This window comes from Streptococcus merionis DSM 19192 (assembly GCF_000380085.1).
GTDB classification, from domain to species: Bacteria; Bacillota; Bacilli; order Lactobacillales; family Streptococcaceae; genus Streptococcus; species Streptococcus merionis.
Window position 1 is genome coordinate 33,531 of the sequence record NZ_KB904543.1, and the last position, 16,695, is coordinate 50,225.

A 16,695-nucleotide genomic window follows, 5' to 3' on the forward strand; every position below is an offset into this window, starting at 1 on the left:
CTTGGATGATTTTAACTTTGACTTAAACCATCCAAGTTCTTTTTCTGTCTAATTTTCCAGCAATTCTTCCACCTTATGGTCATCAAAGGCTTCTTCGTGAGGTAAGATGAGGTTGAGCAGAATACCTGCAATGGCCGAGAGCGCTGTACCAGACAGAGTCACTGCACCGATTTCTAGAATAGCGCCACCGAGACCAAGGACAAGCATGGAGCTAGCAATGATGAGATTACGCACCTGACGGAAGTCAACGCGCTTTTCAATCATCACCTTGAGACCGTTGCTGGCGATAACTCCGTAGAGAAGGATGGCCATTCCACCCAAGACAGCATTGGGAATGGTCGAGATAAGAGCAGTGAATTTCCCAAAGAAACTAAGCCCCAGAGCAATCACGGCTGCGTTTCGAATAACCGATACTGATGCAATGCGCGTCATTCCAATGACACCAGTATTTTCACCATAAGTCGTGTTGGCAGGACCACCCATGAAAGCAGACACTGCTGTCGCCACACCATCACCGATCAAGGTACGATGGAGGCCAGGAGATTTCAAGAACTGACGACCACAAATTTCACTCAAGACCGTGTGATCACCGATATGCTCAGCAATAGTCACCACAGCTACTGGCAGGATAGCCCAAGTCTCAGGTCCAAAGTAAAGATCATAGGTGTTGAAGAGACCGCCTGTTTCAAAGGGCAGGTAAAAACCAGGCAACTCGAACCAATTCGCTTCGAGAACAGGAGTAAAGTCTACCAAGCCAAAGAAAATCGCTACAATGTAACCACCAATTATCCCAAATAAGAAGGGAATGATTTTCAAGAAGCCCTTGGCTTTGGTGTTAATAAAAGCTGTAATTAAGAAAGTCACGATAGCCACGATGATATTTTTCACATTGCCATTTGCCACAAAGCCAGCATTGGTCACAGCAGAGCCAGCCAAACCAAGGCCGATAACCATAATCATTGGCCCGATCACAATCGGTGGCAAGATGCGATCAATCCATCTCGTTCCCAAGACCCTAACCATCGCAGCCACAATCACGTAAATCAGACCAACTAGGATAACACCTGTCTGAGCCGCCTTGATGTCACCACCCATTTGCTCAATAGCAAAGGCCATTGCTGAAATATAGGCAAAAGATGAGCCGAGGTAGACGGGGACTCGAAACTGAGTTGCCACCATATAAATAAGCGTCCCAAGACCTGAAGCAAAGAGAGCCACTGACACTGGCATGCCCAAGATGAGCGGCACCAAGATGGTTGCACCAAACATGGCAAAGACGTGCTGTATACTCAGCAAGAGCCCTTTAGCAAACGGTGGATTTTGATCCACATCCAACAATAAATTCACGCGTGAAGTGCTTGACTCCATGATTCCTCTTTTCCGGGCATACAAAAAGCCCTATTTTATTGCAATAGGGCCTAGTAGTTTTCCGGATTCTACGTGCCTTTGTCACCTCACAGGATGACATTAAAAGCCCTTCGCTGTATGATATATTACCACAAAGATGATTAAAAATCTAGTCTTAGCGTGTGAAAAGTCGCCAATCTTTTAAAGTTCACCAATAGCAGAGCGCTAAATAAGGAAACAAGTCATACCATGTGCGCAAGTGAATCAGAGCTGCTATAATGAAATTTAGTTTTCATCGCAGTTACTCCTAGAAAAAATGTTAAACGGAAATAATCTATGATTAAGAAACAAACTATTTTAATACCAGTTACAACGCTCATTCTCTTTATCTTGGGACTCCTTTACATCATCCTCATTGCCAAATCTGAGCTACTCTAACGATTCCTCAGCCTGAGTGATCACACTATCTGCTACTGACAACTCACTCGTTGCACTGTCTGATGGTTCCGTTACAACTTCTTCCATGGTATGCAGGTTGACAAGAACAATAGTGCCATCAGGTTTGGTGATACGGACTTCTGTTTCATTGATGAACTCAAGATTATCCTCACTTGCCCAATATCGGAAGCAAAGAGTTCCTATCCTTTTCTCAAACTCTTTCTGGTCCATATGATACTGTTTGGCCAGCTTTTGCATCTTCAATGTATGGTCATCGACCTCGTCCTCAGTATCTTCTTCTGGTTCCTCGTTGATATCGTAATTGTTGTCTTCTTTGTTGCCAGGCTTATCGTGGTCGCTGTCATTGCCCCAGCCTTCTTTCAATGGGCGCTCAGATGGATTTTCAACGTAATACTTAATCGTTGCCATGAGTTCCTCGATTGTGTAGCCTTCTGGAGCTTCATAAATAGCACGTGGGCCGTCAAAATAGTTGAGATCTAGATTATGATAATGATCGTGATGCGGAATGATCAGCATCCCATTTCGATAAGCAACTGCCTGATCGGCTCGGTAAGGGATCTTGTCTACTGGCACAATCTTAGCTGCTTTAACTGTTTCATAAATTTCAGGTGTTGATTTTTTTCTAGAGCCATCAGAAGGATTCTCTGGCGTTTCAGGAACTGCTGGTACCTCTGATTGCTCACCCTTTTTAGCTTTCCAGAAAGCTTCTGCTGCCGCCAATTCCTCAGCAGACAAATTTTTCTTAGGAATCCAATGCGTATGGCCCATATGAGGCGTCAGATAAGCGTCTCCCATATCGTCAATGATGTCCTTAGCATCAAAGATATAACCGTCTGAGGTTGTGTATTTTCCTGCTGCTTTAGCTTTGGCAATCTCTTCAGGACTGTAAACGATTTGCGAATTTGGTTTCCCTTTTCGCTCATTAAGCGGTGTCACACCATGATCATCTTTTGGTTTATCTGGTGAAGGTGGTGTTGGTACATTCGGCTTGGCTGGCTTAACGATGGGCTTTTCTGGTTTAGATGGTTTAACAATTGGTTGAATCGGCTGCTTAGGTTTTGGCTGGGTTGGTTGGGTTGGAGCGATAATAGACTTGTCATCAATCGGGTGGCCTGCTGCTAACAGTTTCGTAATCTTTAACTCCAAAGCAGACATAGAACTATAAGGTATGAAATGATAATGGTTACCATGTGGAACCGCAACACCTGTGCTGCTGAAGCGCGTAATAGTCCTAGGATCATAGACGAGTCCATCTACTTCAACATGACGTTCACTTAATGGGGTACGATCCAACTGTGCCAAAAGACCCGCTAGCGTTTCACCAGGTTGAACTGCTTGATTAACTGAATTCGTTCCTGACTGTATCAGATTTGGTGTGCCATCTGGATTTGCAGGTTGGTAGTGAATTGACTGATTCATTTGACCTTGAGCATTGGCATACGGTGGACGAACAGGGTTTCCTTTTCCGACTTTTTTATCCCAATACTCTTGAGCTGCAGCGAGTTCACTTGCTGAAAGGTCAGCTTTAGGAATATAGTGAAAATGATCTCCATGCGGCACAATGAATGCATCTCCTAAATCGTCTATGACATCCGTCGGACTAAAGACATAACCATCATCGGTCGTATAGCGACCTGATGTTGAAACAGAAGAAAGTGTTCCTCCATTTTCACGATGCCCTGACTTTTTACTAGCCCTAGCTTGTTGCTCTGCCACCTCTGCCTTGCTTCTAATGTTTTCAGACTTGCTGCCTTCTTTGAGGTAAAGATAGTATTTCCCTTCGACTTTGATAATATAGCCATCTTTAACTTCATTAATCACATCGGATTGCTTAAAAACATAGTTAGGATCCTTCATGATCAGCTCTTCACTCAAAATCGCATCATAAGGCACCTTACCAGTATAGTAGTGGAAATGATCCCCATGCGCAGTGACGTAGCCATCATCCGTAATCTTAATGACAATTTGCTCAGCAGAAATGCCTTCTTTAGCACTGACCTCATCAGGTGTCATACCTTTAGTATTCGTAACAACCTTACTGTCCTTTCCACTCGCATCCACATAGCTGACTTGGTTAGATCCAGCCTCATCTTGACCTTGCTGATGGCCAAGGTAATAAGCACCAGCACTTGATGCCAAACACAGGCTTAGGACTGCGCTACTGATTAATAATTTCTTTTTATTCATTTATGCTCCTTTGTTGTTTATTGGTTTAACGTTTTAACGAGAATCTCAAGGTTTTTCTCCAGATTCTCTAAATAAGTTTTACCGTTTTGAGGGTCAATTTCGAGTGGACTGAGCTCTGCTATCTTTGCCCCTGTAGCGGAGGCGATTGTTTCAGCGATTTTAGGGGAAACGCCTTGCTCAACAAAGATCGTCTTGACCTGATAGGCTTTGACAAACTCTTCAATCTCAGCTAATTGACGGGACGTTGGCTCCTGCTCAGTCGAGATCCCAGCAATCCCTAACTGTTCCAGACCAAATTGCTTAGCCAAATATGAAAAGGCCGTGTGCGAAGTGACAAAGTGCTTTGATTTGGCTTTTTTAAATTGAGGTTGATATTTTGCCACAAGCTGTTTCGCTTCATCCTGAAATTGCTGAGCATTTTTTTGATAAACCGAAGCATTATCTGGATCTATCTTTGCCAACTGACCCGCTATCACCTTAGCTTCTTCTGCTGCTTTGAGTGGATCATTCCACGTATGAGGATCATAAAGCGTTGACTCGTCCATGCCTTCTCTGGCTTCTATATCTTCCAATCCCTTGACCTTATCCAAAACCATGCCTTCTGTCGCCTCCAAGACACGAACGCTAGAACCTTGCAAGTTTGGATCCAGTGCCCCTGCCCAACTCTCTAAGGTATGAGAATGGTAGATAAAAACGTCCGCATCATAAATAGCGGCAATATCATTGGCAGATGGCTCGAAGCCATGAATCCCCTGACCGGACTGAATCATTTTGACACTGTTCAAATCTCCTGAAACAATCTTTGTTAGCGCATAAATAGGATAAAAACTCGTCACAATCTTCAATCCAACTTCTTCTTTTTTAGGTTTTGTTTGCCCACATGCCGCAAGTAATAAACCAGTTAAGCATATGATTAAAAAAAACAAACAACAACTGCTTTTGTGTTTCAACTTAATCCTCCTTTTTTTAAGATACAAAGCCCGTTTAGAAAAGCGACGAAAAATGAAAAAATTGACGACGAGTCTGTAGACTCTAGGAAATTTTTGAATTTTATCTAGCTTTTTAGGGCGTGTTCAGTTTTAGTAAGATATGAGGCCGTGAAAAAATCCGATGAAAAATGAGAAAATAGACGACAAGTCTCTGGACTTTAGGAAGTTTTCGAATTTTATCAAGGATTTTAGGCCGAATTCAGTTATACAAGATATGAGAGCGTTGCAAAATACGCTGGAAAATAAGGGAGCGATCGATGAGTCCAAGGACCCAAGGGAACTCACGAATTTTACCGAGTATTTTAGCTCGAATTCAATTACCAAGATACAAAGCCCGTTAAGAAAGGCGACGAAAAATGGCGGTAAGTCAGTCATCTTCGATGAAGTTGACGCACCCCGACTAGGTCAGCTAGGATTTTCACAAATGAAATTGAAGAAAATCCAGATGCCTACGGCCCCAACCATACCAAACTCCATTTAGCTTTTTAGGGCGTGTTCCATTTTTTACAAAAACTATTTTACCAGTTAATTATCATTTGTCAAGAAAAAAATGATTTTTTTATCTTCATAGATAAGATACTAGTTATGATTGAGTTTTTATTGATAAAACAGCCACAAAAAACTCAGCAAAAATTGCCGAGTTTAGGGAATATATTACAAAAATAAGTAGATAGCTTTCTATCTCTCAAAAGTAAAGACTAGGCAGTCATAGCTAGAATACCAATAGCTTTTTAGTGATAGCCAATCGGTTATAAAATCTACATTTTTACTATAAAACAACAGGCTCTCCACTATCGTTTATTATTGACCAAAAGAGACACTGCCCCAATCATATTACTGGCATTTCGAAAGGCGCACGGTTCGATTTTCAGATCTGTAAACATGGCATCGTAAATATCAGAAGAGCGTTTATCTTTCAGATAGATGTCACGAACCTGATCAATCAGGATATCTTGACTTGAAATCCCACCACCGATGACGACCTTTTCGACATCAATAACAGCTTGAAGGTTGTAAATCATAAAGACAATCTCACGGCAGTAAGCCTCAAAAAGTTGTGTCAACTCTGCATTGTCACCAGCTTTAATAGCTTCAAAAACTGTCTGGCCATCGTTTTTATCTGAAAGATCTAAAAGACTAGCAGCGCGACTGATAAAACCAACTGCAGATGCTGCCATACCAGTCAAATTTCTCATATCAAGCGTTCCTGCCGAGCGCAACATGAAGGTCAACTCACCTGCTTGAAAGTGAGAGCCTTGTAGGAGTTGGCCATTGAGGATGATGCCTGAGCCAACGCCTGTACCAAGAACAAGGGCTGCACCATTTTGTACCTCTTTTAGGTTCCCCAACCAATGTTCTGCCAAGACTGCTGCTTTAGCGTCGTTAATGACAGCACAGGGCAAACCAAACTTTTGCTCAAGGTGGTCTTTGAGGGCTAGGTCCTTAAGATAAAGGAGAGCTCCGCCGACATGGACATAGCCAGTTTTCACATCAATGCGACCTGGCGCTGAAATGCCGACACCAGTGATTTGATCCTTACTTTCGGCCACAAGATTTTCTAATAATATCAAAAAATCAGCCATATTATCCGGTGTGGCAACCTTTTTCTCTTGTGACACAGTGCCAGTCTCACTGATAAGAGCTGACTTGATAAAAGTGCCACCAACGTCAATACCTAAGTAAGTTTTCATTAGATTTCTCCCATTTCATTATCAATGCGCTTGATAACACGAGCAGGATTGCCAGCAATAACGACATTATCACCAAATGATTTGGTCACCACAGCTCCTGCACCGACAACAACATTATTCCCCAATTTCACACCTGGAAGAATAATCGCGCCACCTCCGATCCACACATTATCCCCAATCGTAATTGGAGCGCCATATTCCAGACCTGCAATGCGTTCCTCAGCATCCAGAGGGTGCAAAGGCGTTAGGAGTTGAACATTTGGTCCTAGCATAGCGTTCTTACCGATACGAATCTCGCAGACATCCAACATAGTACAGTTAAAATTGGCATAAAAGTTTTCACCCACATGGATATTCGTTCCATAATCACAGGCAAAATGAGGCTCTATATAGATGTTTTCACCTGTTGATCCAAGCCAAGATTTGAGGAGTTCGGTACGCTTGGTATCCACCACTTCTTGGTTGAAGTTTCTTATCTTTTCACGGGCTTGTTTCCGTGCAGTTTTTAATTCGGCATCACTAGCATCATACAACTGGCCTGCCAACATTTTGTCACGTTCCGTTGTCATGTGTCACTCCTGTCATAGATTTTATTGGTTCAAAAGTCTTTCGGTGAATGGGAGTCACTCCCAATGTTTTCAAGCCTTCCAAATGCGCTTTAGTACCATAACCGGCATTTTGAGCAAAACCGTAGCCTGGATACTGGCTATCGTAATCCGCCATTATCTGATCACGAGTGACTTTGGCCACAATTGACGCCGCTGCAATCGAAAGGCTATTAGCATCACCTTTGATAATTGACTGCTGTGGAAGGGGACTATCTAATGTCATAGCATCAATGAGCAGAGCCTGTGGCCTAACTGGCAATTTGCTAATGGCTTCCAGCATGGCTAACTTGGTTGCTTCATAGATATTAACCTCGTCAATAACAGTCTGGTCCTTGATTCCAATACCAACTGCTAAGGCCTGCGCCATCACCATCTCATAAATCTCCTGATGCTTTCTTTTTGGAATTTTTTTACTGTCATTTAAGCCTTTTATTTTGAGGTTTTTTGGTAAAATGACCGCCGCAGCCACGACTGGACCTGCTAAAGGGCCCCGCCCAACTTCGTCAATTCCTGCGATAAGATCAATTCCTTGCAGGTACAGCTCTTTTTCGTAGCGCAGCATCTTGTCCAAGCGGGCATCTTCAGCCCGATCAGCTTCAATCTCCCGCTGGCGCTTGCCAATAGCCAACTGAACCCCAGACCGAGAGTCTGATAAAAATTCAGCCCAGCGCGGATCCAATGGGTCTGTCAACTCCTGCAACTGTGCTTTAATCTCTGCTATCGTCGCCATCTAAATCTTCCAGTCTATCTAGGGTATAGCGGCCCAGCTTGCCGTCCCGAACCTCTTTAATAAAAAGATTGTAAAAACGGTCATAGTCATCACGAAAGCCCAGTTTACGCGTCATTGCCATGATCATTTCAGGCGCTTCCTGATCCAAATCCAATCCTTTGAAACGCTCTAGTAATCGCTCCTGATAATGCCTTGCAAAGTAATTAAGGCCAAAAATCGTGACCTCGTCCAGAGGCAAGAGTTGGTCTTTAATCGCACCTGTCAAAGCGAGCTTTAACCCCACTACTTCATCTTCAAATTTAGGCCAGAGAATGCCCGGTGTATCCAAAATTTCCAAATCTTTGTTGGTCTTAAGCCACTGTTGACCCTTTGTCACTCCTGGTTTATTGCCGACGACTGCAATTTTCTTTCCTGCTAATCGGTTCATCAGGGTTGATTTTCCAGCATTGGGAATTCCGATAATCATGGTCCGCAGGGTTTCAATATGGATCCCTCGTTCTTTTTGTCGGGCAATCTTGTCTGCCATCAGAGACTTAGCTGCGTCCGTCACCTTTTTAACAGTGGACTGTTCTTTTGAATTGATTGCCAAAGTCTTAATCCCTTGATTTTCGAAGAAGACACGCCATTCTTTCGTCCGAATCGGGTCCGCCAAATCTGCTTTATTGAGAATCATCAATTTTGGTTTATCACCGACAATCTTGGTCAACATAGGATTTTGACTGGATAAAGGTAGTCTAGCATCCACCAAAATCGTCACAAAATCAACAAATTTAATATTTTCCTGTACTTGACGACGGGCCTTGGACATGTGCCCTGGATACCACTGAATAGTAGCCATTACTTCTAATTCCTTTCATACCAAGGGTTTTCAGCCCTTGGAGTTCTGTTTTTCTAAAAAATCCAAAAATCAACTGATATCTATAACCAAGTCAATTCATAGCCAGTCACAATTTACTTATGACCCGATTCTTTTAGGGTAACGATATTGAATGAGTCTATATACTTTCCAACATCCGTTTTTATTTTGGGGATAATATTGCCGGCAATATGTCTCGGAGAATAGTTTTGATGAATACCAATTAAATCACGAAATTCGTTTAAATCAAAGTGAATCGATTTACTCTCTTCATGCTTGATTACTTCAGAATATATAGCAGGGGAATATTTGCATTTCCAAACTTTTAGTTCTTTGAAATCAAAAGAGTTATCTTTCACAAAATTATCCAATGCTGTTATTGACTCTGCTTGAGAATCCATTGTTTTATGAGTATAAATCACTGTTGTTTCAACATTGACATGTCCCACACGCTCCATAATTTCCTTGAGTGCCACACCTGAGTTACCATTCTGAAGGTAAGTGATGTGCATGTGTCGAAATGGATGTGATGTTATGTGCTTCGTCCATTTGAAACCATATCTCTCCTCACAGTGTTCATGAAGTTCTTTTTCAACTCGTGATAATACCTCCTGAAATGAGTGAGATGTTATTGGTGAGCTGTATTCAGTTCTATTCTAGAGATAGACTCTAAAGTTATCGGTTAAAATCTTATCCAAAGATTCCATGGAATAGAATGTTATGAATTTTAAAATTTCTTTATTCTCGATTCTAAAAATCCTGAAAACACTAAATATCCTAACGTTCTGTGTCTATGCTAAATTGTAAAATATCCCATTTCGTATTTATTACTTTAGTTCCAGCTACAATGGTCATCAATATAAAAATAACTAGCGAAAGCAAAAGAGACGGAAGCCAAATATTAATCCAAACCATAGTTGTACTAAATAATTGAGTTATTCTAACAAACATCAGACTTAACACAAAATTACACACTAAGGACAGTATTAACGTTGTGAATGAATAAATTAGAATTTCAAATTCCTTTTTCAAAAAAATATCTAATGGCCGTAACCCTACAACAAATAGTTGTTGTATTTCAAATGTTTCTTTTTCTTGCAGTAACCACATCATACATATAGTATTTGCTAATACAATGAGTAATGGAGCACTTAAAAAGACAACCATATTTGAAGTTCTAGTTCCCGCATCTCCTCCATCGGGTAGATCAACAAGTAAAGAGGAAAATCCCGAAACAAATATACTTATAATGGCTATAGGAATGTATATTTTCTTAAATACGTCAAAATGTTCATTAATGCTATAAGTAGCAAAATTTATCAAGGGGAATTTAAACCTATTTGATAAAATATTGAATAGTTTAGAAAAGAAGAATAAGATTAGTTTTCCACATGTATTTATCAATACTGATATGAACATAATTTCTAAAAAAATCAGTAGCACACTTAATACACCAAAAGAATTGACTCCTAACTTTTCTGGTAAAAGCGAAAAGAAGGCTATCATTATAGATATATTTAAAGCCAGCAATAATAGTATCTTTAAAAGATAGTATCTATCTTTATTTTTTATATTTATATTTTCGATATTTTTTTGAATCTTATAGAATGTACGTCTCGAACTAATATATCCACTATAAATGGTTATAAACATAATTAATATTGATGTCATCAAAAAGGCCTGTACTGAAAACTTAATTGACATAACAGGAAACTCTTGAGTTCCTTGAGTACTAACAAGAAAATTGTAAAAAATCTGTGCAAAAGGAATTGACAAAATAGAACCACATATTGATCCTAATAAACTGGCAATAGATAATTCTACACCTGTTAGAATAGCCAAATATTCTGGTGTCATTCCTAAAATAATTTGGACATTATTTTGCTTTTGTAAACCATTTAATATTTCTTTAACAGTATTTCTTAAAACTATTGGTATCATAATCCCACCAAATATTATCGGAACAAAGAAAAGTTGGGTATTAATTGCCATATCAGCATTTACTAAACTGCTATTCGTAAAGTTAAAAAAATTAGTTAAGCAAATATTAATTACAAAAGCACAAACGATAAATACAGGAAGTGAAAACAACCATATTTTCCAAGAATATTTAAATTGAAGCCATGCTAGTGATATCATATTACAAATTCCCCGCTATCTCATGAAGTAATAACCTTTCAGTAGGATTCGACAAAATGTTTTGTATTTTTCCATCACGTATAACAACTGCTCGATCAGTTTTTGAGGCCATTTCAATATTGTGAGTAACCATGATAACTGTTTTGCCTTTATCCGTTATCTCTCTTAAAATATTAAATACTTTCTCACTTGAGATTGAATCTAGGGCTCCAGTTGGCTCATCTGCAAAAATAATCTCACAGTCAGTTGCCAATACTCTAGCAATAGCTACTTTCTGTTTTTCTCCTCCAGAAAGAGAATCGATATTTACCGATGATTTTGGTTCAAAATTAATATTTTCAAGTAATTTATCAATTTGAGATCTATCAATTTTCTGATGACTTAGTCTTAATTGTAAAACGATATTTTCAAATACTGGTAAAGCAGAGATTAAATTATATTGTTGAAAAATAAATCCGATTTTGTCTCTTCTTAGCCTTGCTAACTTAGTTGAGTTTAGTTCATAAAGGTTCTGACCTGCCAGATAAACCTCTCCACTTGTGGGAGTTGATAAACCAGAAATAAGATTTAATAATGTACTTTTACCAGATCCAGATGGACCAACTATACTTAAAAACTCACCTTTATTTATATCAAGTGAAATATCATCTATTATTCTGATTGTTTTATTTGACTTCCCCAACACAATATCTTTAACAATATTTTTTATACTTATTATTTTGTCAGCCATAATTTTTCCTCAACTTAAAATTAAAATGTGCATTCCTGAACATTCATTACTTGAATAAAAACCCTGCCAAGTTTTATTTGGCAGGGTTTTTGCAGGAAACCAAACACATTTATCAGTTTCTTCAAGTCACTATTAGCTCTAAAAGACTGGTAAATCAGGATTCCGCTCTCAAATTGCTATGTGCTTCTTATTTAAGAGTAACGCTTGCGCCTGCTTCTTCCAACTTAGCTTTGATTTCTTCAGCTTCAGCAGCAGCAACGCCTTCTTTGATAACGTTTGGTGCGCCATCAACAAGTTCTTTAGCTTCTTTAAGACCAAGACCTGTGATTTCACGTACAACTTTGATAACACCAACTTTTTTATCGCCAGCTGCTGTCAATTCAACGTCAAATGAATCTTTAGCTTCAGCAGCACCAGCGTCACCAGCTGCAGCTACAGCTACAGGAGCAGCCGCAGTCACACCAAATTCTTCTTCAATAGCTTTTACGAGTTCGCTCAATTCAAGGATTGAAGCTTCTTTAATTTCAGCAATAATGTTTTCAATGTTCAATGCCATTGTAATTTCCTCCAAAATGTTTTAAATAAAATATAATGTTTGTAGTTCTAAGCTACTTGCAGCATTAAGCTGCGTCTTCTTTGCTGTCGGCAACAGCCTTGACAGCGAGTGCCACGTTGCGAACAGGCGCTTGAAGTACAGAAAGAAGCATAGAAAGCAATCCTTCGCGGTTTGGCAATGTAGCAAGGGCTTTAACGTCCTCAACTGAAGCGACTGCTCCTTCAATTGCGCCACCTTTAATTTCAAGTGCATCAGCAGTTTTGGCATAATCAAAGATGATTTTTGCAGGTGCAACAACATCTTCGTTAGAAAATGCTACGGCTGTAGGACCAACGAAGACATCGTTCATTCCTTCCAAACCAACTTTTTCAGCTGCACGGCGCAAGATACCATTTTTGATAACTTTGTACTCAACACCTTCGTTACGCAAGTTACGACGGAGAACAGTGTCTTGTTCTACAGTCAAACCACGGGCGTCAACGACAACGATCGAAGCTGCTGCTTTCATTTTCTCAGCAACAACATCTACGAGTTCTGCTTTTTTAGCAATACTTGCTTGGCTCATTAGTTTACCTCCGTTTTTATTTTGGCTGGGTCATTTTTCAAAGAAAAAACGCGCCCAGACCTAGACACGAAAGTACAAATGTTAATAACTTTGGTTAACGATTTGTGCCTCGGCAGGATGTTTATGGATGGACTCCCCCTGCTGTCTTAGGTCAGTTTTTTCAAACTTCTTATATTCTACCATATTTTGGAGAGAATGCAAGACTTACACACATTTTTTTCAAAAAAGAAGCGAGAAAACATTATAATTTGATTTCAGTGGTCTAGAAAGGGATTACGCCTTTAGCCCATCTTGTTAAGCGGGAGTGTTTTCATAGGTCTAGTGTAATATTATGAGGTTTGTTTTAAAGTATAGCTAATTGAATTAAGAACGGTACAACCGTGGCTCAGAAAGAAAATAGACTATGTGATGCTCTAATTTTGAGATAACTCTATCCTAATCTTGCTTCAAACAACTATAGTATAAATTACTATAATCTGTTCTGACGCTTGCAAGTTGCGTTTATCCTTTGATAAAAAAGCGACACGAAAGCATCAAGCACAAAGCACTCGTCAATGACATATCTAACGAGCACTTTGTGCTTATTTTGCTATTTTGCAAGCGGGAGAAAGGTTTTGCAACTTCAAGGCTTCTTATCAATTTATCGAAAAGTAGCACGGCACTATTGCATATTCCTTCTCTTCAAAAATTCCACTTTGGATTTGATAGTTTTCATTAAGGCTTGATACGATGTAGCATTCTTGGAAATGGAATCGCTTCTCGAATATGCTTGGTTCCTGCGACAAAGGTCACCATGCGCTCTAAGCCAAGGCCGAAACCACAGTGCGGCACTGATCCATATTTACGAAGGTCAAGGTAGAAGGCATAATCTTCTGGATTGAGGCCTTCTTCTTCAATCCGAGCTATTAACTTGTCATAGTCAGTCTCACGCTCAGAACCACCAATGATTTCCCCGTAGCCTTCTGGTGCCAAAAGATCGGCACAGAGCACGCGCTCTGGATTTTCTGGAACTGGCTTCATGTAAAAAGCCTTGAAACTAGCTGGATAATTGACAACAAAAGTCGGTACTCCAAAATAGTTAGAAATCCAAGTTTCATGAGGAGAGCCGAAATCATCACCGTGAGCAATCGGTTCGTAATCCGTATCTTGATCGTTTTGGTGTTCCTGCAAGAGTGTGATAGCATCATCGTAAGCTACACGCTTGAATGGTTCAGCAACATACCGCTTGAGAGCTTCCACATCACGCTCTAAGATTTCAAGCGCTTGAGGAGCACGATCAAGGACGCCTTGGATAAGTGCCTTGACATAGGCTTCTTGCAAGTCTAAAGACTGATCGTGGCTAAGAAATGGGTATTCAGCATCCATCATCCAAAACTCTGTCAAATGACGACGAGTCTTAGACTTCTCCGCACGAAAAACAGGTCCAAAATCATAAACACGCCCAAGAGCCATAGCCCCTGCTTCAAGGTAGAGCTGTCCTGACTGGCTGAGGAAAGCTGGTGTGCCAAAGTAATCCGTTTCAAAAAGCTCTGTCGTATTTTCTGCTGCATTTCCTGAAAGAATCGGGCTATCAAACTTGATGAAACCATTCTTGTCAAAAAACTCTGTCGATGCCATAAGAATAGCATTACGGATCTGCATGATAGCCGTTTGACGGCGCGAACGCAGCCAGAGGTGACGGTGATCCATGAGGAAGTCTGTTCCGTGCTCTTTCGGCGTGATTGGATAATCCACAGATTCACCAATCACCTCCACATCCATCACATCCAGCTCAAAGCCAAATTTAGAGCGCTCATCTTCTTTGACAATACCAGTCACATAGATTGATGTCTCCTGACTGAGACGCTTGATTGTCTCAAATTTATTCGTTCCTTCTTCCTGACCAAATTTCTCGATGAAGTTTGGTTTAAAAGCCACTGCTTGGAAAAAGGCTGTTCCATCACGGAGCTGCAAGAAAGCAATCTTCCCTTTACCAGATTTGTTCGTTACCCAGCTACCTATGGTCACCTCTTGACCCACATGGTTTGGGACATCCATAATACTTACTAATTTTCTAGACATAGCTTCTCTTTTCTATTTTTTATCTTTGTTTAATGAAATTTTCTCGTCAAAAATGTGGTCTTCATGACAGACAGCTTCAATATTATTACCATCTGGAGCTAGCAAGAACATTGCGTAATAATTGGGATAATAATGTGGACATAAGCTCGGTGTACCACTATCTTTCCCACCAGCAGCCAAACCTGCTTGGTAAAAAGCCTCTGCCTCTGCATGCGTTTTGACATTAAAGGCAAAATGTTGTGGCTCTTGTTGACCAGTCCCTAGCCAGAAATCTCCACCTGAGTCACTACTATGTGCTTCACCAAAACAACTGCATGCTCATTATCAAATCACAATTCATAACCAAGTGGGGCTAAGGTTTTTTGAAACTTGCAGATTTTTCACTCGAATTCCAAAATGATCAATCACCCTCTTCTCCGTCTCAGTCCATCTCCATAAAGGCCTTCAAGCGATGCACTGCTTCTTTGAGTGTGTCCAAACCACTGGCGTAGCTGAGCCGGACGTTATGAGGTGCTCCAAATCCATCTCCAGTAACTAAGGCAACACCAGTCTCTTCTAAAATAGCATCCGTAAACTCAGTCACATTCGTAAAACCTTTCATGGCCATCGCTTCTGAGACATCTGGAAACAAGTAAAAAGCTCCCTGAGGCTTCAACGCTTTAAAACCTGGCACTTCAGATAAGAGTGGGTAAATAGTATTGAGCCGCTCTTCGAAGGCCTGACGCATCTCTTCAACAGAGTCCTGCGCTCCTTCTAAGGCTTCAATAGCTGCATACTGAGCGGCCGTTGTCAGGTTAGAGGTTGTTTGACTGACCATCTTAGCCATGCTGGAGATAATTTCAGGATTTCCTGTCGCATAACCCACGCGCCAGCCTGTCATCGAGTAAGCTTTTGAAACACCGTTAACCACAATAGTCTGCTGACGAATAGCCTCCGAGATAGAAGAAATCGGTGTGAAGGTATTACCATTATAGACCAGACGACCATAAATATCATCCGCTAAAATCAAAATACCATGCTCAACAGCCCAATTTCCAATCCCTTCTAACTCGTCTCGACTATAAATCATTCCTGTCGGATTTGACGGAGAATTGAGCAAGATGACTTTCGTCTTGTCTGTCCGAGCTGCCTCCAACTGATCTACCGTCACCTTAAAGGCATTGCTTTCTGTGGACTCTACAAAGACTGGAACGCCCTCAGCCAGCTTGACTTGGTCCGCATAACTGACCCAATAGGGAGTCGGAATGAGAACTTCATCTGCAGGGTCAAGAACCGCCATAAAGAAAGCGTAGAGAATAAACTTAGCCCCAGTCCCTGCCACGATTTGATTTGGCTCTAGTGAATAACCGTAAAAAGTTTCAAAATGACTGCTAATCGCTGTTTTTAAAGCTGGTAAACCACTAGCTACCGTGTAAAAACTGGCCGAACCATTCTTAATGGAGCTAATAGCCGCCTCCCGAATATGAACAGGTGTTGGAAAATCAGGCTCACCTACCGTCAAGCTGATAATATCTCGCCCTTCAGCTTTCAAAGCTTTAGCTTTAGCCGCAGCCTTCAGCGTAATGCTTTCTTCCATTTCTCTGATACGCTTTGATACTGTCATAACTCCTCCTTGCAGAGATAGTCACCTACTCTGAAATCTCATTATTATTTGGATGAACGCTTCAAAAACGATGTTAGAAATCCCTATCAAAAAACACTCATACCAATATTTTTAGCGACTAGTAAATCCACTCTGTTGTGACCATAAAATCGCTCTTCCAATTATACCAGAAAT

The 16,695-nt window shown here is 40.6% G+C and carries 15 protein-coding genes, 1 pseudogene and 1 other annotated feature; of the genes and pseudogenes, 1 reads left to right on the forward strand and 15 read right to left on the reverse strand.

The window, feature by feature from the left end; all coding sequences use genetic code 11:
* Positions 1-48: 48 nt before the first annotated feature.
* The 3 genes from A3I5_RS0104645 to A3I5_RS0104660 all read right to left on the reverse strand — a co-directional run bounded on the left by A3I5_RS0104645 (position 49) and on the right by A3I5_RS0104660 (position 4,943).
* The gene (locus A3I5_RS0104645; RefSeq protein ID WP_018373459.1) at positions 49-1,368 is read right to left on the reverse strand and encodes a uracil-xanthine permease family protein; all 1,320 of its coding nucleotides are present in this window, start codon (positions 1,366-1,368) and stop codon (positions 49-51) included.
* Positions 1,369-1,776: 408 nt separating this feature from the next.
* Positions 1,777-3,993 (reverse strand): pneumococcal-type histidine triad protein, encoded by a 2,217-nt coding sequence (locus A3I5_RS11635; protein ID WP_018373461.1) that lies wholly within the window; start codon positions 3,991-3,993, stop codon positions 1,777-1,779.
* A 17-nt stretch (positions 3,994-4,010) separates the two neighbouring features.
* The gene (locus A3I5_RS0104660; protein WP_026216927.1) at positions 4,011-4,943 is read right to left on the reverse strand and encodes a metal ABC transporter solute-binding protein, Zn/Mn family; all 933 of its coding nucleotides are present in this window, start codon (positions 4,941-4,943) and stop codon (positions 4,011-4,013) included.
* A 160-nt stretch (positions 4,944-5,103) separates the two neighbouring features.
* On the opposite strand from A3I5_RS0104660, the gene A3I5_RS12590 reads away from it, so the two are divergent.
* Positions 5,104-5,463: a hypothetical protein gene (locus tag A3I5_RS12590; RefSeq protein WP_018373463.1), complete on the forward strand. Its 360-nt coding sequence runs from the start codon at positions 5,104-5,106 to the stop codon at positions 5,461-5,463.
* Between the two features lie 310 nt (positions 5,464-5,773).
* On the opposite strand, the gene A3I5_RS0104670 is transcribed toward A3I5_RS12590, so the two are convergent.
* From A3I5_RS0104670 to A3I5_RS0104720, 12 genes and pseudogenes are all read right to left on the reverse strand, one after another.
* Positions 5,774-6,673 carry an ROK family protein gene (locus tag A3I5_RS0104670; RefSeq protein ID WP_018373464.1) on the reverse strand — a complete coding sequence of 300 codons (900 nt, stop codon included), beginning with the start codon at positions 6,671-6,673 and terminating at the stop codon, positions 5,774-5,776.
* A complete protein-coding gene (locus A3I5_RS0104675) occupies positions 6,673-7,242 on the reverse strand; it encodes a sugar O-acetyltransferase (protein WP_018373465.1) in 570 nt (189 codons plus the stop codon). The genes A3I5_RS0104670 and A3I5_RS0104675 overlap by 1 nt, the downstream gene beginning before the upstream one ends.
* Positions 7,226-8,011: a ribonuclease HII gene (locus A3I5_RS0104680; RefSeq protein ID WP_018373466.1), complete on the reverse strand. Its 786-nt coding sequence runs from the start codon at positions 8,009-8,011 to the stop codon at positions 7,226-7,228. Before A3I5_RS0104680 ends, A3I5_RS0104675 begins: the two co-directional genes overlap by 17 nt.
* Positions 7,989-8,849 (reverse strand): ribosome biogenesis GTPase YlqF, encoded by an 861-nt coding sequence (gene ylqF, locus A3I5_RS0104685; protein WP_018373467.1) that lies wholly within the window; start codon positions 8,847-8,849, stop codon positions 7,989-7,991. Before ylqF ends, A3I5_RS0104680 begins: the two co-directional genes overlap by 23 nt.
* Before the next feature lie 113 nt (positions 8,850-8,962).
* Positions 8,963-9,499 carry a tyrosine-type recombinase/integrase gene (locus A3I5_RS12070; protein ID WP_083903300.1) on the reverse strand — a complete coding sequence of 179 codons (537 nt, stop codon included), beginning with the start codon at positions 9,497-9,499 and terminating at the stop codon, positions 8,963-8,965.
* Positions 9,500-9,644: 145 nt separating this feature from the next.
* A complete protein-coding gene (locus A3I5_RS0104695) occupies positions 9,645-11,006 on the reverse strand; it encodes an FtsX-like permease family protein (RefSeq protein WP_018373469.1) in 1,362 nt (453 codons plus the stop codon).
* A 1-nt stretch (position 11,007) separates the two neighbouring features.
* The gene (locus A3I5_RS0104700) at positions 11,008-11,736 is read right to left on the reverse strand and encodes an ABC transporter ATP-binding protein (protein ID WP_018373470.1); all 729 of its coding nucleotides are present in this window, start codon (positions 11,734-11,736) and stop codon (positions 11,008-11,010) included.
* Positions 11,737-11,923: 187 nt separating this feature from the next.
* Complete coding sequence (gene rplL, locus A3I5_RS0104705; RefSeq protein WP_018373471.1) at positions 11,924-12,292, reverse strand: 50S ribosomal protein L7/L12; 369 nt, start codon at positions 12,290-12,292, stop codon at positions 11,924-11,926.
* 64 nt (positions 12,293-12,356) lie between these two features.
* Positions 12,357-12,857 carry a 50S ribosomal protein L10 gene (gene rplJ / locus A3I5_RS0104710; RefSeq protein ID WP_018373472.1) on the reverse strand — a complete coding sequence of 167 codons (501 nt, stop codon included), beginning with the start codon at positions 12,855-12,857 and terminating at the stop codon, positions 12,357-12,359.
* 33 nt (positions 12,858-12,890) lie between these two features.
* Positions 12,891-13,026: a sequence feature (ribosomal protein L10 leader region), on the reverse strand.
* Between the two features lie 545 nt (positions 13,027-13,571).
* Positions 13,572-14,918: an asparagine--tRNA ligase gene (gene asnS, locus A3I5_RS0104715; RefSeq protein WP_018373473.1), complete on the reverse strand. Its 1,347-nt coding sequence runs from the start codon at positions 14,916-14,918 to the stop codon at positions 13,572-13,574.
* 12 nt (positions 14,919-14,930) lie between these two features.
* Positions 14,931-15,326, reverse strand: a pseudogene (locus tag A3I5_RS12890) (VOC family protein).
* Positions 15,327-15,339: 13 nt separating this feature from the next.
* Positions 15,340-16,521: a pyridoxal phosphate-dependent aminotransferase gene (locus tag A3I5_RS0104720; protein WP_018373474.1), complete on the reverse strand. Its 1,182-nt coding sequence runs from the start codon at positions 16,519-16,521 to the stop codon at positions 15,340-15,342.
* Between the last annotated feature and the right edge of the window lie 174 nt (positions 16,522-16,695).